The organism is Micromonospora sp. NPDC003816, from assembly GCF_042874705.1.
In the GTDB taxonomy this organism is placed as follows: Bacteria; Actinomycetota; Actinomycetes; order Mycobacteriales; family Micromonosporaceae; genus Micromonospora.
Genome location: NZ_JBIANP010000003.1, coordinates 809,665 through 828,893 on the forward strand (window position 1 = coordinate 809,665; position 19,229 = coordinate 828,893).

Annotated in this window: 13 protein-coding genes and 1 pseudogene; 8 read left to right on the plus strand and 6 right to left on the minus strand. The window is 71.8% G+C overall.

Annotated features, from left to right (window positions below; translation table 11 throughout):
- Positions 1 to 543 precede the first annotated feature (543 nt).
- From glgB to ACFYTT_RS14525, 3 genes are all read right to left on the minus strand, one after another.
- Positions 544 to 2,646 carry a 1,4-alpha-glucan branching protein GlgB gene (gene glgB, locus ACFYTT_RS14515; protein ID WP_387259433.1) on the minus strand — a complete coding sequence of 701 codons (2,103 nt, stop codon included), beginning with the start codon at positions 2,644 to 2,646 and terminating at the stop codon, positions 544 to 546.
- Positions 2,634 to 4,760: a maltotransferase domain-containing protein gene (locus ACFYTT_RS14520; RefSeq protein WP_387259436.1), complete on the minus strand. Its 2,127-nt coding sequence runs from the start codon at positions 4,758 to 4,760 to the stop codon at positions 2,634 to 2,636. Before ACFYTT_RS14520 ends, glgB begins: the two co-directional genes overlap by 13 nt.
- A gap of 92 nt (positions 4,761 to 4,852) precedes the next feature.
- The gene (locus tag ACFYTT_RS14525) at positions 4,853 to 5,080 is read right to left on the minus strand and encodes a winged helix-turn-helix domain-containing protein (RefSeq protein ID WP_176093200.1); all 228 of its coding nucleotides are present in this window, start codon (positions 5,078 to 5,080) and stop codon (positions 4,853 to 4,855) included.
- A 447-nt stretch (positions 5,081 to 5,527) separates the two neighbouring features.
- Between ACFYTT_RS14525 and ACFYTT_RS14530 the strand changes: the two are divergent.
- Together ACFYTT_RS14530 and ACFYTT_RS14535 are read left to right on the plus strand one after the other, a co-directional pair.
- Positions 5,528 to 5,605: pseudogene (locus ACFYTT_RS14530) on the plus strand (helix-turn-helix domain-containing protein); the annotation flags it as partial.
- A 196-nt stretch (positions 5,606 to 5,801) separates the two neighbouring features.
- A complete protein-coding gene (locus tag ACFYTT_RS14535) occupies positions 5,802 to 6,632 on the plus strand; it encodes a hypothetical protein (protein ID WP_387259439.1) in 831 nt (276 codons plus the stop codon).
- 134 nt (positions 6,633 to 6,766) lie between these two features.
- On the opposite strand, the gene glgA is transcribed toward ACFYTT_RS14535, so the two are convergent.
- On the minus strand, positions 6,767 to 7,969 hold the full coding sequence (glgA, locus tag ACFYTT_RS14540) for a glycogen synthase (protein ID WP_387259441.1): 1,203 nt from the start codon (positions 7,967 to 7,969) through the stop codon (positions 6,767 to 6,769).
- A 71-nt stretch (positions 7,970 to 8,040) separates the two neighbouring features.
- Here glgA and glgC point away from each other — a divergent pair, with 71 nt between their 5' ends.
- Both glgC and pgm read left to right on the plus strand, forming a co-directional pair.
- Positions 8,041 to 9,273 carry a glucose-1-phosphate adenylyltransferase gene (glgC, locus tag ACFYTT_RS14545; RefSeq protein ID WP_131054211.1) on the plus strand — a complete coding sequence of 411 codons (1,233 nt, stop codon included), beginning with the start codon at positions 8,041 to 8,043 and terminating at the stop codon, positions 9,271 to 9,273.
- Positions 9,270 to 10,916 (plus strand): phosphoglucomutase (alpha-D-glucose-1,6-bisphosphate-dependent), encoded by a 1,647-nt coding sequence (pgm, locus tag ACFYTT_RS14550; RefSeq protein ID WP_387259444.1) that lies wholly within the window; start codon positions 9,270 to 9,272, stop codon positions 10,914 to 10,916. Before glgC ends, pgm begins: the two co-directional genes overlap by 4 nt.
- A gap of 62 nt (positions 10,917 to 10,978) precedes the next feature.
- On the opposite strand, the gene ACFYTT_RS14555 is transcribed toward pgm, so the two are convergent.
- Both ACFYTT_RS14555 and ACFYTT_RS14560 read right to left on the minus strand, forming a co-directional pair.
- Entirely contained in the window at positions 10,979 to 12,838 is a 1,860-nt protein-coding gene (locus ACFYTT_RS14555; RefSeq protein WP_131054213.1) for a polysaccharide biosynthesis protein, read from the minus strand.
- Positions 12,839 to 13,041: 203 nt separating this feature from the next.
- Complete coding sequence (locus tag ACFYTT_RS14560; protein WP_387259447.1) at positions 13,042 to 13,968, minus strand: NAD(+)/NADH kinase; 927 nt, start codon at positions 13,966 to 13,968, stop codon at positions 13,042 to 13,044.
- 328 nt (positions 13,969 to 14,296) lie between these two features.
- Between ACFYTT_RS14560 and ACFYTT_RS14565 the strand changes: the two genes are divergently transcribed.
- From ACFYTT_RS14565 to ACFYTT_RS14580, 4 genes are read left to right on the plus strand one after another with little or no spacing between them, the layout of a single operon-like run.
- Positions 14,297 to 15,490, plus strand: coding sequence for a glycosyltransferase family 4 protein (locus tag ACFYTT_RS14565; protein ID WP_387259450.1), 1,194 nt, complete (start codon positions 14,297 to 14,299; stop codon positions 15,488 to 15,490).
- Positions 15,491 to 15,510: 20 nt separating this feature from the next.
- On the plus strand, positions 15,511 to 16,782 hold the full coding sequence (locus tag ACFYTT_RS14570; protein ID WP_387259452.1) for a hypothetical protein: 1,272 nt from the start codon (positions 15,511 to 15,513) through the stop codon (positions 16,780 to 16,782).
- Positions 16,779 to 18,044 carry a hypothetical protein gene (locus tag ACFYTT_RS14575; RefSeq protein ID WP_387259455.1) on the plus strand — a complete coding sequence of 422 codons (1,266 nt, stop codon included), beginning with the start codon at positions 16,779 to 16,781 and terminating at the stop codon, positions 18,042 to 18,044. The genes ACFYTT_RS14570 and ACFYTT_RS14575 overlap by 4 nt, the downstream gene beginning before the upstream one ends.
- Positions 18,041 to 19,222 (plus strand): polysaccharide pyruvyl transferase family protein, encoded by a 1,182-nt coding sequence (locus ACFYTT_RS14580; RefSeq protein WP_176093208.1) that lies wholly within the window; start codon positions 18,041 to 18,043, stop codon positions 19,220 to 19,222. The genes ACFYTT_RS14575 and ACFYTT_RS14580 overlap by 4 nt, the downstream gene beginning before the upstream one ends.
- Positions 19,223 to 19,229: the final 7 nt, after the last annotated feature.

The following is a 19,229-nucleotide window of genomic DNA, read 5'->3' on the forward strand; positions in this document are numbered from 1 at the left end:
CCGCGCCGTCCGCCCGCCGCCCGCCGTCCGCCCGACGGCCTGCCCCCGCGCGTGGCATGGCTGCGCATGGCAAGGTCGGGGCCCGGCTGTGTGCAGCAGGGTCGGGTCTGACTGTATGTAGCAGGGTCAGGGCCGGTCCTGTATAAGGTCCGGGCCCTTTCGAGCTGAGAGCAGGAACGGATCGCGGAAGGTGGCCACCAGGCTGCGGCATGTCGTGCCTGGCGACGCGATAGCGCGAACGGTTCAGCTCGACAGGAGCCGAGGAGGTATCCAGGGCCGAGGCCCGCAGGCCGTGATGGCCACGCCCTCGACGACGGCCACGTGTCACGACGGCCACGTGTCACGACGGCCACGCCGTGACGGCGGCCATGCCGCACCGCGGCCATGCCGCACCGCGGCCATGCCGCACCGCGGCCATGCCGCACCGCGGCCATGCCGCACGACGGCCATGCCCCGCAACGGCCATGCCCCGCAACGGCCACGGCCGTGACGGCCACGGCCGTGACGGCCACGGCCGCGACCGTCACGGCGGCCCGAGCAGGGTCAGGCCGGGCGGAGCCAGAGAGCGCCGAGCGGGGGGACACGCAGTGCCACCGAGGCGGGCAGCCCGTGCCAGGGGATGTCCTGGGCGTAGACGGTGCCGAAGTTGCCGACGCCGGAGCCGCCGTAGTGGTGGGCGTCGGTGTTGAGCACCTCGGCCCAGGCGCCCGCCGCAGGCAGACCGACCCGGTAGTCGTCCACGGGCCGGGCGGAGAAGTTGGCGACGCAGACCAGGGTCGCGCCGTCGGGAGCGATCCGGACGAACGAGACGGTGTTGTTGGCGACGTCGTCACCGGCGAGCCAGCGGAAGCCGGCGGGCGAGGTGTCCTGCGCCCACAGGGCAGGGGTGTCCCGGTAGACCCGGTTGAGGTCGCCGACGAGGCGTTGCACGCCGGCCCGGGCCGGGTCGTGCAGGAGGTACCAGTCGAGGCCGCGCTCCTCGCTCCACTCCCGCTCGTCGGCCAACTCGCAGCCCATGAAGAGGAGCTGCTTGCCGGGGTGCGCCCACATGTACGCCAGCAGTGCGCGCACGTTGGCCAGGCGCTGCCACTGGTCGCCGGGCATCTTGGCGAGCAGCGAGCCCTTGCCGTGCACCACCTCGTCGTGGCTGATCGGCAGCACATAGTTCTCGCTCCAGGCGTACGCCAGGGAGAAGGTGAGCTGATGGTGGTGGTGCTGCCGGTAGATCGGGTCCTTCGAGGTGTAGAGCAGGGTGTCGTGCATCCAGCCCATGTTCCACTTGAAGCCGAAGCCCAGCCCGCCGTCGCTGGTCGGGCGGGTCACCCCCGGCCAGGCGGTGGACTCCTCGGCGATCATCACCACGCCGGGGTGGTGCTTGTAGACCGTCGCGTTGGTCTCCTGCATGAACGCGATGGCCTCCAGGTTCTCCCGGCCGCCGTACTGGTTGGGCACCCACTGCCCGTCGGCGCGGGAGTAGTCGAGGTAGAGCATCGAGGCGACCGCGTCCACCCGCAGCCCGTCGACGTGGAACTCCGCCAGCCAGTAGTGCGCGTTGGCGACCAGGAAGTTGCGCACCTCGCGGCGGCCGAAGTCGAAGACGTACGTGCCCCAGTCGGGGTGCTCGCCGCGACGCGGGTCGGGGTGCTCGTAGAGCGGGGTGCCGTCGAAGCGGGCCAGCGCCCACTCGTCCTTGGGGAAGTGCGCCGGCACCCAGTCCAGGATCACCCCGATGCCGGCGGCGTGCAGCCGGTCCACGAGGTAGCGGAAGTCGTCCGGGTCGCCGAACCGCGACGTCGGCGCGAAGTAGCCGGTCACCTGGTAGCCCCAGGAACCGCCGAACGGGTGCTCCATCACTGGCAGGAACTCCACGTGGGTGAAGCCCAGCTCCACCACGTACGCGGTCAACTGCTCGGCCAACTCCCGATAACCGAGGCCCGGCCGCCACGAGCCGAGGTGCACCTCGTACACGCTCATCGGCTCCTGGTGCGGCTGCTGCCTCGCCCGCCGGGCCAGCCAGTCCGCATCCGTCCACTCGTACGTCGAGCGGTGCACCACCGACGCGGTGGCCGGCGGCACCTCCGCGTACGCGGCGAGCGGGTCGGCCTTGTCCCGCCAGTACCCGTCCGCGCCGAGGACGCGGTACTTGTACCGGGCGCCGGTCGACACCCCGGGCACGAAGATCTCCCACACGCCGGTGGAGCCCAGCGACCGCATCGGCCAGCCGTCGTCCGGTGCCCAGCCGGCGAAGTCGCCGACCACCCGGACACCCCGGGCGTTCGGCGCCCACACCGCGAACGCCACGCCGTCGTCGCGTACCCGGGCGCCGAGCGCCTCCCAGAGCCGCTCGTGTCGGCCCTCGCCGATCAGGTGCAGGTCCAGTTCGCCCAGGGTCGGCGGATGGCGGTACGGGTCGTCGTGCGGCTGCCCGTCCACCTCGATGCGGTAGTCGAGGACCTCGCCGGGGACGGTCGCCTCGAAGACGCCGACGTCGTGTACCCGGGTCATCGGGTACCGCCGTTCCCCGACCAGCAGACACGGATCGGCCGCGCCCCGACGCATCGTGCGGACCACCGTGCGCCCGTTCGCCGGGTGGGCCCCGAGCACGGCGTGCGGGTCGTGGGTCTCCCCGGAGATCAGCTGGTCCATCGGGCGTCGTCCTTCGTGGCGGAGTCGGTGCCGCTGCGGGGACGGGCGGCAGTGGTGGGGACGGTGGTGGCGATCGGAGCGGCGGCCGTGGCAGTGCCGGTGGTGCCGGGCGCGGCCGTGGCGGTGCCGGCCGTGTCGGGTGCGGTGGCGTCGGGGCGGCGCAGCACCAGCACGTGCGCGGGTTGCAGGTACGGGTCGAGGCGGACCGCGTTGCGTTGTCCCCAGTCGTAGGTGGCGCCGGTCAGCGCGTCGTGCACGGTGAACCGGTCGTGCCAGTCCAGGCCCAGTGCCGGCATGTCCAGCGTGGTGTTGCCCCACTGCACGGTGTGCGAGTCGAACGAGCAGACCACCAGCACCGTGTTGCCGGTCGTCGGGTCGTGCTTGGACCAGCAGAGCAGCGCCGGGTTGTCGATGTCGTGGAAGACCAGGTTCCGCAGCCGGTGCAGGGCTGGGTTCTCCCGGCGGACCTGGTTCAGGGTGGCGATGAACGGCGCCAGCGACCGCCCCTGCGCGAGCGCGCCGGCCCAGTCGCGGGGGCGCAGCTCGTACTTCTCGTTGTCGATGTACTCCTCCGCGCCGGGGCGCGCGACGTGCTCGAAGAGCTCGAACCCGGCGTACATGCCCCAGGAGGGGGAGAGCAGCGCGGCCAGCACCGCCCGGATCTTGAACATCGGCGGTCCGCCGTGCTGCAACGAGGCGTGCAGGATGTCCGGCGTGTTCGGCCAGAAGTTCGGCCGCATGTAGTCGGCCGCCGCCACCAGTTCCTCGCAGTACTCCCGCATCTGCGCCGCCGAGGTCCGCCAGGTGAAGTACGTGTACGACTGGGTGAAGCCGACCTTTGCCAGCCCGTGCATCATCGCCGGTCGGGTGAACGCCTCGGCGAGGAACAACACGTCCGGGTCGACCTGCTTGACCTCGCCGATCAGCCAGTGCCAGAAGTCGACCGGCTTGGTGTGCGGGTTGTCCACCCGGAAGATCTTCACGCCCTCGCCGACCCAGTGCCGCACCACCCGCAGCACCTCGGCGCGGATGCCCTCCGGGTCGTTGTCGAAGTTCACCGGATAGATGTCCTGGTACTTCTTCGGCGGGTTCTCCGCGTACGCGATGCTGCCGTCGGCGCGGGTGGTGAACCACTCCGGGTGCTCGCTGACCCAGGGGTGGTCGGGGGCGCACTGCAACGCCAGGTCCATCGCCACCTCCAGGCCGTGTTCGGCGGCGGCGACGACGAAGGCCCGGAAGTCCTCCGGCGTACCCAGATCGGGGTGGATGGTGTCGTGCCCGCCCTCGGCGGCGCCGATGGCCCACGGCGAACCCACGTCGTCCGGCCCGGCGACCAGCGTGTTGTTGGGGCCCTTGCGGTTGACCCGGCCGATCGGGTGGATCGGCGGCAGATAGAGCACGTCGAAGCCCATCGCGGCGACCCCCGGCAGCCGCTGCGTGGCGGTGGCGAAGGTGCCGGAGCGGGCCGGCGCGTCGACGGTGGCCGGGATCGCGCCCTCGGAGCGGGGGAAGAATTCGTACCAGGCGGAGAAGAGGGCCCGCTCACGGTCCACCCAGATGCGGTACTCCTCGCCGGTGGTGACCAGCTCGCGCACCGGGTGCGCCCAGAGCAGGTCGGCCAGCGCCAGCGCCGGAGCCACCCGCTGCGGCAGCGGCAGCGCGGTGTCGCGCAGCGCGCGGACCGCCTCGTCCAGGCCCGCCCCCTCGGCGGCCGGGACCAGGTCGGCGGCGGCCCGCAGCACGCGTACGCCCTCGGCCAGGTCGTTTGCCAGCTCGGTCGGCCCCTGGCCCGCGGCTATCTTCTTGGTCACCGCGTTGTGCCAGGTCAGGTACGGGTCGCTGAACGCCTCGACGGTGAACATCCACTCGCCGACGGCGTCCGGGACGATCGTGGCGTGCCACCGGTCCCGGCCCGGCTCACCCGGTCTCATCCGGGTGAACGGTCGCGCCAGCCCGTCCGGGCCCAGCCAGACCACGTTGCAGCCGAGTGCGTCGTGCCCCTCGCGGTAGGCGACTGCCGACACCGGCACCACCTCGCCGACGACCGCTCGGGCCGGGTAGCGACCGCAGGAGACGACGGGGGAGACGTCTTCGATCGGGAACCGTCCGCTCACCGCCTCAACCTACTGTGCGAGATCGGCTCGCGCTCGTTCGACCGCCGTACCGTGCCCCACTTGCCCCGCCGACGGCCGCGCAGTATCCGGCATCAGATCGGCGGTTGACTCGCCACGAACGAGCCCTTGCCCTGACGGGTGACGATCCAGCCCCGTTCCTCAAGAATGCGCAAGGCGTATCGGACCGGCCAGGCGCTCGACTCGTACTGCTCACGCAGCTCGGCGATGGACGGCAGCTTGTCGCCGGGCTTGAGCGTGCCCGCGCGGACTGCGGTCGAGACATCGTTGATGATCTGCTCGTAAAGCGGTGCTTGCGGCATGGGCGCGCCACCTCTCGTCAGCGCCTCGATCTTCGCACTCCGAGTGACACGCCGTGCATGCTCTGTTGACTGTGACGGCATAGCCTTCTAAGTTGAAGTTGCCGGAGGTTCTCTCGTCAGCAACGGAGTCCCTTTGACCAGGGCGGGGCGGTCCCCCCGGTGCCGCCCCGTCCTGCCTTCACCTCCCCGTCGTGCTCGTTCTGCCCCACCTCCCGCCACTCGCAAGGAGGCACGGATGCACCAGCCCCCGCCCGACATCCCGCGTCCGGTGTTCAGTCGTCGATCATGGAGTTGTGGCAGCAGGTTTGTGGCTATACGCGGCCTTTGGACGAACCACAACTCCATGATCGGCGCGGTGGGTGGGGTGGGGGCGTGCGGCGGGGGTGTGGGGCGGTGAGTGAGGTGCCGGTGGGGCGGCGGATCGCGCAGTGGCGGGTCCGGCGGAACATGACGCAGCAGCAGTTCGCCGACCGGCTCGGCAAGTCCAAGAGCTGGGTGGACAAGATCGAGCGTGGGGCGCGCCGGGTGGAGCGGGTGTCGAACCTGCGGGAGGTGGCCGAGGCGCTGCGGATCGACCTGGCGACCCTGCTGCCGGACCGGGCCGGGCGGTCCGCCCCCGCAGTCGCCGGTGTGGAGCGGGTTCGGGCGGCCCTGGCCAGATACCACGTTCCGGCGTCGTCCCGGCCCGTCGACGTGGCACAGGTGCGGGCCCGGCTCGACCATGCCGCAGAGCTATCGGCATGCCCGGTACCCGGCCCTGCTCAGGCTGCTACCGGACCTGCTCGACGCGGTCCGGCAGGTGCGGGTCGACCGTCCGGATCCGGCCGGCGACGAGTTGCTGGTCGGCGCGTACGGGCTGATTGCTCTGGTGTTGGTGAAGCTGGACCAGCGGGAGTCGGCGTGGCTGGCGGCGGACCGGGGGATGGCCGTCGCCCTGGGGACCGGGAACGCGCTGCTGGTCGCCGTCGCGACCGTACCGCTGAGTCAGGCGCTGCGGGCGGTCGGGCGGCGACGGTCCGCGATGGATGCCACGGTGGTGGCCGCGCAACGGATCGCGCAGCAGACCGGCGACGCGGCGGCGCTGCGCACGACGTTGCTGGTCCAGGCGGGTCTTGCCGCCGGTGGGCGGGGCGACGGCCGCAGCGCACGCGAGCTGATCGACCAGGCTGCGGCGATCGTGCCCGAGTTGCCGGACGGCTACGGTACGGCGGCGGTGGAGGCGGCGCGGGTGGTGATCGCGGCCGACCTCGGGAACGTCGGGGTGGCGGCGGCCCGACACGTTCGGCTGACGGCGGGCAGCGGGTGGCGGTGGCTGCCGACCGAGCATCGGGCGGCGTACCTGCTCGACGTGGCCCGCGCGCACGCCCGCTGTGGCGACATGCTCCAGGCGGGGCGGGCGTTGTTGGACGCCGAGCGGACCGCTCCCGGTGAGGTACGCGACCGCCCGTCCGCCCGCGCCCTGGTCGCCGTGACGGCTCGCGCCGCCGCCGCTCCCGCCGCGCTCACCCGCCTCGCCACCAGCCTGCACGTCGGTGGCGACGGTGCGGGGTGAGCTGTGTCGGACGGTGCGCGGTGAGCTGGTGGGGGTGCGGGGTGAGCTGGTGGGGGTGCGGGGTGAGCTGTGTTAGCAGGGGACCCCTGCTATGCACGAGGCGTTAATAAGGTGCCCTTCCTTACATCAAAGCCTTACACCGACAGCGAGCCGTACAGGTCCAGCGTCTGGCGCGCGATCGCGTCCCACGAGAAGTGCTCCACCGCGCGCCTTCGGCCGGCCCGCCCGAGTGCGGCGGCCTGCTCCGGGGCGGCGAGCAAGGTGTTCAGCCGGTCCGCAAGGTCGGCCTCGAAGCGGGCCGGGTCCAGCGGGCGGCCCGATCCGTCGGTGGCCTGCTCGATCGGGACCAGCAGGCCGGTCTCGCCGTCGGCGACCACCTCGGGGATGCCGCCGGTGGCGGTGGCGACGACGGCGGTCTCGCAGGCCATCGCCTCCAGGTTGACGATGCCCATCGGCTCGTACACGGACGGGCAGACGAAGATGGTGGCGTGGGTGAGCACCTGGATCACCTCGGACTTGGGCAGCATCTCGGCCACCCAGACCACCCCGGAGCGGCCGGACCGCAGCTCGGCGACCAGGCCCTCCACCTCGGCGGCGATCTCCGGCGTGTCCGGCGCGCCGGCCAGCAGCACGAGCTGCGTCTCCGGCGGCAGTTCGCGGGCGGCGCGCAGCAGGTGCGGCAGGCCCTTCTGGTGGGTGATCCGCCCGACGTAGACCACGCTGGGCAGCGCGGGGTCGATGCCGAGTCGCGCCAGCACGTCGGTGCCGGGGTCGGGGGCGTACTGCGCGGTGTCGATGCCGTTGTAGATCACCTTGACCCGGTCCGGGTCCACCGACGGGTACGCGGCCAGCACGTCCCGGCGCATGCCGGCGCTGACCGCCACGACCGCGTCGGCCGCCTCGTAGGCGGTGCGCTCGCACCAGGAGGAGAGCGCGTAGCCGCCGCCGAGCTGGTCGGCCTTCCACGGTCGCAGCGGCTCCAGGCTGTGCGCGGTCACCACGTGCGGCACCCCGTACAGCAGCTTCGCGGTGTGCCCGGCCAGGTTGGCGTACCAGGTGTGGCTGTGCACCACGTCCGCGCCGGCACACCCGGCGGCCATCTCCAGGTCCACGCCCATGGTCCGCAGCGCGGCGTTCGTCCCGGCGAGGGCCGGCGGGTCCGCGTACGCCCGGACTCCCGGCTCGGTGCGCGGCGCGCCGAAGCAGTGCACCCGGACCTCGGCGATCCGGCGCAGTTCCCGGGCCAGGTACTCGACGTGGACCCCGGCGCCGCCGTACACCTCGGGCGGGTACTCGCGGGTGAGCAGGTCGACGCGAAGGTGGGCGGAGTCGGTCATGCCCGGCACCCTAGTGCAGAAGTGTGCCCGTACGAGTGGTGAAGCGGCACGGGGATGGATAGCGTCTGGTCATGGCTGCCAAGGTGCTCGCGATCGTCCTGGCCGGCGGAGAGGGCAAGCGCCTGATGCCGCTGACCACGGACCGGGCCAAGCCGGCCGTCCCGTTCGGCGGGATGTACCGCATGGTCGACTTCGTCCTCTCCAACCTGGCCAACGCCGGCTATCTGAAGATCGTCGTGCTGACCCAGTACAAGTCCCATTCCCTCGACCGGCACATCACCAAGACCTGGCGGATGTCGACGCTGCTCGGCAACTACGTGACGCCGGTGCCCGCGCAGCAGCGTCGGGGCCCCTGGTGGTTCGCCGGTTCCGCCGACGCGATCTATCAGAGCTTCAACCTGATCTACGACGAGCAGCCCGACTACGTGATCGTCTTCGGTGCCGACCACATCTACCGGATGGACCCCCGGCAGATGGTGGAGGACCACATCGCCTCCGGTGCCGGGGTGACGGTGGCCGGCATCCGGCAGCCGCTGCACACCGCCGACCAGTTCGGCGTCATCGAGGTCGGTGAGGACGGTCGGCGGATCCGGGCGTTCCGGGAGAAGCCCACCGACGCGATCGGGCTGCCCGACGCCCCCGACGAGATCTACGCCTCGATGGGCAACTACGTCTTCACCACCCGCACGCTGATCGAGGCGGTGGAGCGCGACGCCGAGGACAAGACCAGCAAGCACGACATGGGCGGCAGCATCATCCCGATGCTGGTGGAGCGCGGCGAGGCCAACGTCTACGACTTCCGCGACAACGAGGTGCCGGGCAGCACCGACCGGGACCGGGGCTACTGGCGCGACGTGGGGACGCTCGACTCCTTCTACGACGCCCACATGGACCTGATCAACGTCCACCCAGTGTTCAACCTCTACAACTTCGACTGGCCGATCTACACCGACCAGCCGCCGTACCCGCCGGCCAAGTTCGTGCACCAGTGGGGTGAGCGGGTCGGTCGCGCGGTCGCCTCGATGGTGTCGCCCGGCGCGGTGATCTCCGGCTCGCTGGTGGAGAACTCGATCGTCGCGCCGAAGGTCAAGGTGCACTCCTGGGCACACGTGGACGGCGCGGTGCTGATGGAGGGCGTCGAGGTCGGCCGGCACGCGGTGGTGCGCCGGGCCATCCTCGACAAGAACGTCTACGTGCCCGAGGGCGCGGAGATCGGCGTGGACCTGGAACGTGACCGGCAGCGGTACACCGTCTCGGACAACGGGATCGTGGTCATCGGCAAAGGACAGAAGGTGGAGCCGTGAGCAGTCACCCGCGCGCCGGTCAGCCGGCCCAGCCCGCCGACCTGGTCGACGTACCGCGGCTGGTGACGGCCTACTACGCCGAGCATCCCGACCCGGCCGACCCGGCGCAGCAGGTCTCCTTCGGCACCTCGGGGCACCGTGGGTCGAGCCTGCGCAACGCGTTCAACTCCGACCACATCCTGGCGGTCACCCAGGCGCTCTGTGACTACCGGCGGGAGCAGGGCGTCGACGGGCCGCTGTTCCTGGGCCGGGACACCCACGCGCTCTCCACCCCGGCGACCGTGGACGCCCTGGAGGTGCTCGCCGCCAACGAGGTCACCGTGCTGCTGGACAGCCGGGACGGCTACACCCCGACCCCGGCGGTCTCGCACGCCATCCTGACCCACAACCGGGGTCGCACCAGCGGGCTCGCCGACGGCATCGTGATCACCCCGTCGCACAATCCGCCGGACGACGGCGGGTTCAAGTACAACCCGACCCACGGCGGTCCGGCGGACTCCGACGTCACCCGGTGGATCCAGGACCGCGCGAACGCGATCCTCGCCGCCGGGCTCAAGGAGGTGCGGCGCATCCCGTACGCGCGGGCCCGCGCCGTCGACACCACCGGCACGTACGACTTCCTCGGCGCGTACGTGGACGACCTGCCGGCGGTGATCGACCTGGACGCGATCCGCGACGCCGGGGTGCGGATCGGTGCCGACCCGCTCGGCGGGGCGAGTGTCGACTACTGGGGCGAGATCGCCCAGCGGCACCGGTTGGAGTTGACCGTGGTCAACCCGACCGTGGACCCGACGTGGCGGTTCATGACGCTGGACGGCGACGGCAAGATCCGGATGGACTGCTCGTCGCCGAACGCGATGGCCTCGCTGATCGCGATGCGCGCCGACTACCAGGTGGCCACCGGCAACGACGCGGACGCCGACCGGCACGGCATCGTCACGCCGGACGCCGGACTGATGAACCCGAACCACTACCTGGCGGTGGCGATCGCCCACCTGTTCCGGACCCGGGAGCAGTGGGGTCCGGACGCCGCCGTCGGCAAGACGCTGGTCTCCTCCTCGATGATCGACCGGGTCGCCGCCGACCTCGGGCGTCCACTGCTGGAGGTGCCGGTCGGCTTCAAGTGGTTCGTGCCCGGGCTGCTCGACGGCGCGGTGGGCTTCGGTGGCGAGGAGAGCGCGGGCGCCTCGTTCCTGCGTCGCGACGGCGGTACGTGGACCACCGACAAGGACGGCCTCCTGCTCTGCCTGCTCGCCGCCGAGATCATCGCGACCACCGGCCGGACGCCCAGCGAGCACTGGGCCGAGTTGGCCGACCGGTTCGGTGCGCCCGCGTACGCCCGGATCGACGCGCCGGCCACCCGAGAGCAGAAAGCCGTGCTCGGCAAGCTCTCCCCGGAGCGGGTACGCGCCACCGAGCTGGCCGGTGAGCCGATCACCGCCACGCTCACCTCGGCACCCGGCAACGGTGCGCCGATCGGCGGGCTCAAGGTGACGACCGCCTCGGGTTGGTTCGCCGCCCGCCCGTCGGGCACCGAGGACGTCTACAAGATCTACGCCGAGTCGTTCCAGGGGCCCGAGCACCTGGCCCGCGTCCAGCAGGAGGCGCAGGAACTGGTCACCGAGGTGCTGTCCGGCGCCTGAGGGCCCCGCGGGTACGCCGCGTGCCGTCACCCGGTGTGGGTGACGGCACGGTGGTGGCGCGTTCAGCGGGCCAGCGGGATGCCCGGCTGGCGTTCGCGGGCCGTACCCGGCAGGACGCCGCAGAGCGCGGCGAGTTGGTCGACGATCAGGCCCGGGTCGCCGAACGGGTCGAGGGCACTGACCTCAAGTGGGTCGAGGGCCGGCACCGTCACGTGCGAGATCAGCGGGTGCAGCGGCCGGTGGTCGGTCTCGCCGTGGCCCAGCAGGTCCTCGTGCAGCTTCTCGCCGGGGCGCAGTCCGGTGTAGACGACCTGCACCGGGCTGGCCGCCTGGGCGACCATGCGGCGTGCCAGGTCGTCGATGCGGACCGGCTCGCCCATGTCGAGCACCAGCGCCTCTCCGTCGCGTCCGATGCTGGCCGCCTGGAGGACCAGGTGCACCGCCTCCTGCACGGTCATCAGGTACCGCGTCACGTCGGGGTGCGTGACGGTCAACGGCTGTCCCGCCTCGATCTGCCGCTGGAAGGCGGTCACCACGGAGCCTCGGCTGCTGAGCACGTTGCCGAACCGGACGCTGAGGAAGGTGCCCGGGTGGGTCGCCGCCGCGTGGGCGGTGAGCATCTCGGTGAGGCGCTTGGAGTAGCCGAGCACGCTGATCGGGTTGGCGGCCTTGTCGGTGGAGATGTTGACGAAGCGGGCGACGTCCCGGCAGGCGTCGAGGACGGTGAGCGTGCCCCAGACGTTGGTCTTGATCGCCTCGCCGGGGTGCCGTTCCAGCAGGGTCAGGTGCTTCAGCGCGGCGGCGTGGAAGACGATCTCGGGGCGGCGGTCCCGCATGATCCGCCGGATCCCCTCGTCGTCGCGGAGGTCGGCGAGGATGAGTTCGGGGCCGTCGAGCAACGCCCGTCCGGTGAGGGACATCTGGAGGCTGTGCAGCGCGGACTCGTCCCGGTCGAGCATCATCAGCTCGCCCGGGTTGGCACGCATGATCTGTCGGCAGAGTTCCGCGCCGATCGAGCCCCCGGCGCCGGTGACCAGCACGCGGCGGCCGGCCAGGCCGTTGTCGTCGAGCGTCAGGTCGCCGACCACCTGGCGGCGGCCGAGCAGGTCACTGATCTGCACGTCGCGGACGTCGCTGACCCTGATCCGGTGGTCCACCAGTTCCCGGACCGGCGGAATGATCTTGAAAGCGGCGCCGGTCCGGAGGGTGATCTCCCGGATCTCCCGGATCAGCGTGGCGTCGGCGTTCGCCACCGAGAAGATCAGCGTGGTCGCGCCGGTGCGGCGGACCGCGTCGGCGAGATGCTGCCGGCCGCCCAGCACCGGGACACCGGCGATGCGCAGGTCACGCCGCTCCGGGTCGTCGTCCAACGCGCCGACCGGCAGGTAGCGTCCCTTCGGGTCGCCGAGCATGGCCCGGACCAGCCCCTGACCGGCCTCGCCGAGGCCGAAGAGGAGCACCGGCGTGGCCGAGCGGGCGTCCGGTCGCATCGCCCGGTCCCGGCGATGCCGGTGCAGCAGGCGCGAGCAGAGCATGAACAGCAGTGCCAGCGCGCCGCCGACAACCGGGATGCTGGCCGGAATCGGGCGGTCGCCGACGGCGAGCAGGGCGAGCAGTACCACTGCCGACGTGGTGGCGGTCGTGCCGGCGAGCCCGCGGACCTCCTCGATGGTGCCCAGCGGCTGCCGGCCGGAGTAGATCCGCCGTAGCGCGCTGATGCCGACGTGCAGCACGGCGGTGGCGGCACCGAGCAGCATCACGTCGGCGGCATGGTCGGCGGTGAGTACCTGTCCGTACCGGGCCCAACCGGCCACCGTGAAGCCGCCGACCCAGGCGAGGGCGTCGGCGGCGAGGAAGACGGCGGTACGGCGTCGGTTCACTCTGGTCCGGTCCTGGGGCGTCGGCGTTATCTCGGGTGGCATGACGATCTCCCCTGTCCTGTCCGTGGCCGGTGGAGACCCACATCAGGTCAGGAGCCACGTACGTCCCCTAACTGCTTAGTCGAATTAAGGTCGTGCGATTCCCTGTTTCACGTTTATCTGTCCGGTCGTTCATTCCCGGAAGCGCGAAAAATTGTCGCGTGCGGGGAAACGGGAAACATTCTCCTGATGCGGAGGCGTCGAATTCACTCCGGAGGTGGTATCCGGCGGTCGAGGCGGTGACGCAGTTCCTCGGGAAGTAGCTCCCGCAGTTGCTCGGGCAGCAGCGGCAGGTCCAGCAGGCTCAGCTTGAGCTGGCTGCGCTCCTGGAAGCGACCGGGGTCGAGGCGTACCACCAGGCCCGCGTCGTGCCGGTAGCGGATGTCGACCGCGCCGGAGGTCGACCTCTCGCGGATCAGCAGCCCGTCGACCTCCACCGCCACCGGCCCGGAGCCGGGCCGCAGCTCCAGCCGCACGTTCTCGTCGGGGGAGAGCACCACGGCACGGGAGATGCCGGACATCGGCGCGCTCGGGGTCACCACGACCGCCCGGGTGGCCGGGGAGATCAACGGCCCGCCCGCGGCATAGCTGTAGGCCGTCGACCCGGCCGGCGTGCTGACCACCACCGCGTCGCAGCGGTAGTAGCCGTAGCGGCGCCCGTCGACGGCCAGGGTGGCGGTGACGAAACCCTGGCCGGGCGCGCGGATCAGCGCGATGTCGTTGAACGCGACCACGTCGTCGCCGCACACGTCGCAGGCCAGGCAACTGTGCCCCGCCACGGTGTAGTCCCGGGTCAGCAGCCGGTCCAGTGCCGCCGGCACCTCCGGCGGCTCCACCTCGACCAGGAACCCGACCTTGCCCAGGTGCACGCCGAGCACCGGCTTGGGGTCGTTCACGGCCATCCGGAGCGCGCCCAGCATGGTGCCGTCCCCGCCGATGCTGATCAGCACGTCGGAGCGGGCGACGAGGTCCGCCGCCGACATCGCCTGGACCGAGTCGGGGACCCGGTGGCGGTCCTCGACGCGTACGGCCAGGGTGGCGTCGTGCGGGACGGCCCAGGCCGCGATGGTGTCCACCACGGGCGAGGTGTCCCGGGTGGGATGGAGCACCAGCCCGAGCCGGATTCCGTCCATGTGCTCAGCTCACCACAGTCCGGTCGGTCGCACCGGGCCTACCGGCCCACGTCCGTCAATTGCGTATGCGAGTTCTGTTGCCCGCGATGTGACGACCATTCGCGAATTCGCCTCGCGGTGTCGCCTGTCTGGCATTCGTCGACCGCGATGCTATTTTGGCTATTCCGTCTCGACCCCGAACGAATATCGCGGAGGCCGACGTATGAGTGGTGAGCCGGGCCAGGTTCGCGTTCGAGAGGCGACGTTTCCACCGCCCGGTCGGCAACCGGCGGGTCATGGTGCGAACGGACGCCGTCCCGTCGTGCCGCCGCGCCGACGGGTCGCCCTGGTGACGCACGGACTGCACCGCAACGGCGGGGTGGGCTCGGTGGTCGACTGGCTGTACGAGGGGTTGACCGCCTCCGGCCGGTACACCGTGGACGTGCACGACCTGGCGACGTCCGTCCGGGACACCGCCAGCCGGCGGTTGCTGGCACCCCGGTCCTGGCGGCGCGCCAGCCTGCTGCGTCGATGCGACACGGTGCCGCACGAGCGGTACTGGGGTGCCAACGCGGTCGAGGTGGAGGCCATGCGGTACCGGCCCCGGTCGGAGCTGACCGCCGCGTTGTCCGGATACGACTGCATCCAGGTCGTCTGCGGTACGCCCGCCTGGGCTGCTCCGGTGCTCGCCGCCGGTCCGCCGGTCGTGGTGCAGATGGCGACGCTCGTCGCGTGGGAACGGGCCCACCGTCCACTGCGGCCCTGGCGTCCGGCGGACCTCTGGCGCGCGGCGATGACCCGGCTCACCTCCCGGATCGAGCGGTCGGCGCTCGGCGCGGCGGACGCGGTCCTGGTGGAGAACCAGGTGATCTTCGACTGGGTGGAGTCGCTCGGACTGCCGAACGTGCTGCTCGCGCCCCCCGGCGTGGACACCGCCCGGTTCGTCCCGTCGCCGTCCGGCTGGCGTGCCGACGGATACCTGCTCTCGGTCTGCCGGCTCGGCGATCCCCGCAAGGGGCTCGACCGGATGGTCCGGGCCTATGCCGAGGCCCTACGACGTCGGCCGGACCTGCCACCGCTCGTCCTCGCCGGCAGGGGGCGCCTCACCCCGGGCGTCGCGGCGCTCGTCGCGGGGACCGGACTGGGTGATCGGGTCCAGGTACGGGCCGACGTCCCCGCCGACGAACTCGTGGCGTTGTACCAGGGCGCGTCCGTCTTCCTCCAGACCTCCTACGAGGAGGGACTCGGCCTCTCCGCCGTGGAGGCGATGGCGTGTGGTCTGCCGACGGTGATCACGGCCACCCACGGCGCGCGCGAGTGCGTCGCCGACGGCCGGACCGGCTGGTTGGTACCCCTCGAACCCGCCGACGAGGTGAGCGACGCCGTCGCGGCCCGGCTGCTGGACATCCTGGACACCTCCGGTCCGGCGATGGCGGAGGCCGCACGTCGTCGCTGCGAGCGACTCTTCTCCCGCCGGACCGCCCTGCGCCGGTTCACCGACACCTACGATCGCCTGCTGGCCGACGGGACGGCTGACCGGTGACCTGCTCGACGTCGTACCGCGTGGCCGAGGACCGACCCGCGACTCCGGCGACGGACCCGACGAGGCCCCTGCGCGGCCGTCGCCGCAAGCTGCCCCGGCTGAACTGGCTCCTGCAACTCTTCCCGGTGAGCACGATGGTGGTGGCCCCGTACGCCGTGCTCGTCGTCCCGATGGCGGTGCTCAACGGCAATCCGGACCTCGGCTTCATCGTCATGCTGCTGGCCCTGGCATTGCCGGGGTGCCTGCTCGTCGAACTGGCCTTCCTGCGGCGGGTGGGCCGGCGCGGCGAGTGGCAACGCGGCCTGAACCGGGCCAGTGCCGGTAACCCCCGCCTGTTCGCGATCGCCCGGGCGGTGACGCTGGGCAGTGTCTCCGCCGACCTCGTCGGCGTCTGGGCCGGTCGTGGCACGATCTTCAGCCAACTCACCGGTGAGGTGGCTTCGTCCCCGGCGGCCATGCTCAGCTCCCTGTTCATGGGCTGGCGGTACCTCGCCTTCGCCCTGCTGGTCGCGAGCCTGCTCGCCGGACAGGCTGGTCGACTGGCCTGCCTGCGCTGGGCGACCTGTCTCATCGGCACCCAGGTGGTGGTGGCGGTGACCACCGCGTTGACCGCTCCCCTGATGGGCTACCTGACCTTCGTGGTGGCGCTGGCGGCGCTCTGCGGGTTGCTGCACACCCGTTTCGTGGTGATCGCCGTCGTCGCGCTGTTCCTGATCTGGCCGACGATGTACGCCGCCCGCAACGAGATCCGGACCGACGGTGGCGTGGCGGTCGACGAGGAGGTCACCTCCGCCGACCGGCTCCGGTTCGACCTGCAGGTGACCCGCGCGAGCGAGTACGACGTGCCGGTCGACATCGAGCGTCCCGGCCCGTCCGAGATCGTGCGGTACGGACTGCTGCCTCGGGCACTCGACCCGGACCGGCCGGCCCTGTCGACCGGCGCGCGGATCAACGAGTATCTCGGTGGGACGTCGACGTCCGCGTACACCTTCCTCGCGCTCGGCACGATCTACTTCCTCGACGGTCCGTGGGGTGTGGTGGTGTTCTACACCGGTTGGGCGCTCGTCGGGGTCCTGCTGCTGCGGGCCGGTGGCCCACCCGGACCGATCCGTCTCGCGCTCTTCGGTTTCGTGGTGGCCAGTCCACTGATGTGGTCGAAGGTCTATCCGGAGTCGATGATCTCGTTCGTCCAGTTCTCCGTCGCCGCGCTACCGGTGCTGCTGCTCCTGCGGCTGACCCGGGACCGGACGCCGACGTCGGCGCGAACGCCGCGTACCCGGCTCCCGACGTGACGACCCGCGCGGCGTCGCGGCCCGGCCCGCCGGCCGGGAACGAGATCACCCGGGCGGGCGGGCGGCGGGCGTTCGTCCGGCGCACGGTGGTGGCGCTGTCGGTGAACGGGCTGTCCAGCGTGGGCAACCTGATGGTGTCGGTGTCCGTCGCGCGCGGTGAGTCGCTGTCGAGACTGGGGCAGTTCGCCCTGGCCTTCTCGATCTACGTACTCGTCATCGGCCTGGTGCGGACGGCGGTCACCGAGGCGGTGCTGGCCGCGCGGACCGGGCCGGCACGGCACGAGATCACGCGGGGGGCGCGTCGGGCAGGTGCCGTCGCCGTGCTGGCCGGGTTGCTCACCGCTGGCACCGGAGTGGTGCTCGGCGCCGACTACCTCACCGTCACCGGCCTGGCTCTGCCGGGACTGGTGGTCTACGACTACGTCAAGGCGATCAGCATCGGTGTCGGCGGTACCCGGGTCGCGCTGGCCCAGGAAGGTGTCTGGCTGGGCTGCACCGCGCTGGCCGTCGGGGCGGCCGTGGTCGCCTCGGTGCCGCCGTTCATGATCTTCGTCTGCTGGGCGTTCTCCGGTGCCGTCATCGGCGTCGTGGTCGCCCTGCGGCTGCGGTACGACGTGGTGCCCGGCTGGGGGCTCGACCGTCGTGGCACCCGCGTGGCCGCCTCCTTCGCCGCGCAGTTCCTGGTCACCACCGGTTCGGCGCAACTGGCTCTGAGCGCGCTGGCCGCCACGGCGGGGGTGGCGGTGGTCGGCGCCCTCGGCGCGGCCCGGACGGTCTTCGGGCCGGTCACCCTGCTGATGACGACGCTCTCCTCGCTGATCGTGCCGTACCTGGCCCAGACACGTCCGGAGACGGGACGGGCCCGGCTGCGGGTGGCCGGTTCGGTCGTCGCGCTGACCGTCGGCGTGATGCTCCCGCTGGTGCTGATGGTGTGCCTGTTGCCGGACGACATCGGGCGGGCCGTGCTGGGCGACAACTGGCACGCGGCCCGTCCGCTGCTGCCGCTGCTCTCCGTCGAGGCGTTGCTGGCCCCCATCGCCCTCGTCGCCTTCGCCGGGCACCGGGTGGCCCACGCCGGTGGGCGCGCGTTGGCGATCGGTGTGGTCCTCGGACCGCTGCGGATCGCGACGATCGTCGCCGGTGGTGTCCTGTTCGGAGCCGGTGGCGCAGCCGGCGCCCTGGCCGTACTCGCCCTGGTCAGCGCCGTGTGCTGGTGGTCCAGCTATCTGCGGCTGGGCGGGCGGAAGGGAGTTGTGCGGTGACCCGTACAGTCGGACTGGTCTGCCTCGGTGAGGCCGGCAACTTCGGTGACGACCTGATCCTGATCGCCGCGGTGGCCGCCGCCGGCGAGGTGGACGAGGAGACCGAGGTGCGATATCTCAGCTTCGGTCGCCCCATCGACTGGACGGCGATCTCGGCCCGGCTCGGTGCCGCACTGCGCCCGCGACCGGTGCGTCCGGGACGGGACCTGCCCGGTTCCCGCCGCAGCGAACTGAGCTTCCAGGGCTGCCACGCGGTGCTGTTCGGCGGCGGTGGTCTGCTCCAGACCAGCCACCATCCGCACACCCCCTACCGGTGGCTGAGTTTCCTGCCCCGACACCTGCCGGCGGTGCCGGTGCTCGCCGTCGGACTCGGACTCGGCCCGCTCAGCGCGGACTGGGAACACCGGCTGCGGGCACTCGGTTCCCCGTTCGACGAGTGCTATCTGCGCGACGGCGACTCGGTGACCCTGGCGGAGCAGCGGCTGGGGTGGCGGGCCCGGCGCTGCCGGGACTTCGTCGACCGGACCTTCCTGGACGGGTTGGGGGTACGCCCCGCGGCCGCGCCCGACCGCCCGAAGGTGCTGGGTGTGGCGCTGCGACGGTGGCCGGGGCTGGACGTGACCGTCACCGCCCGCCACGTGGCCCGGGTCGCCGAGCGGTACGGCGTCGACGCGGTGCGCCTCTTCGTCCTGGAGGCGGGGACCGGGGGACCCGACGTGACCTTCACCGAACAGGTGCGCCGGCACCTGGCCGGCGCAGACGCGACGGTGCTGCCGTACGAGGGCGTGGACCTGCTCGACTTCGCCGCCGCGATGGCCGAGTGCACGGTCGCCGTCTCGATGAAGCTGCATTCGAGCGCGCTCTGGGCAGCCCTGGACGTGCCGATCCTGCCCATCTCGTACGCGCCGAAGACGGCGGCCTTCTTCGACCGTCCCTTCGACGGGCTGCGGATCTACGACCGGGTGCTGCCGCCCGCCGTCGACCCGGACGCGGTGCCACGGGCGGCCGAGGTGGTCGGACCGTGGTTGCGGCGGGCGTTCGCCGGGCGGGTGCCCGGCACCCGCGCGATGTTGAGCACCGGGGACAGGCTCAGGTTCCAGACCTCCGGCACGGCGGTCAACATCTACCGGCGTCTCGGTCGTACGGTCCGGAGCACGATCGGCGCCGGCTCGCGGTAGCCTGCGC

What these genes read in the sequence shown, in the direction of transcription:
- glgB (WP_387259433.1), bottom strand. Translation starts at nt 2,646, where the DNA reads ATGGACCAGCTGATCTCCGGGGAGACCCACGACCCGCACGCCGTGCTC.
- ACFYTT_RS14525 (WP_176093200.1), bottom strand. Translation starts at nt 5,080, where the DNA reads ATGCCGCAAGCACCGCTTTACGAGCAGATCATCAACGATGTCTCGACC.
- ACFYTT_RS14535 (WP_387259439.1), top strand. Translation starts at nt 5,802, where the DNA reads ATGCCGCAGAGCTATCGGCATGCCCGGTACCCGGCCCTGCTCAGGCTG.
- glgA (WP_387259441.1), bottom strand. Translation starts at nt 7,969, where the DNA reads ATGACCGACTCCGCCCACCTTCGCGTCGACCTGCTCACCCGCGAGTAC.
- glgC (WP_131054211.1), top strand. Translation starts at nt 8,041, where the DNA reads ATGGCTGCCAAGGTGCTCGCGATCGTCCTGGCCGGCGGAGAGGGCAAG.
- ACFYTT_RS14555 (WP_131054213.1), bottom strand. Translation starts at nt 12,838, where the DNA reads ATGCCACCCGAGATAACGCCGACGCCCCAGGACCGGACCAGAGTGAAC.
- ACFYTT_RS14560 (WP_387259447.1), bottom strand. Translation starts at nt 13,968, where the DNA reads ATGGACGGAATCCGGCTCGGGCTGGTGCTCCATCCCACCCGGGACACC.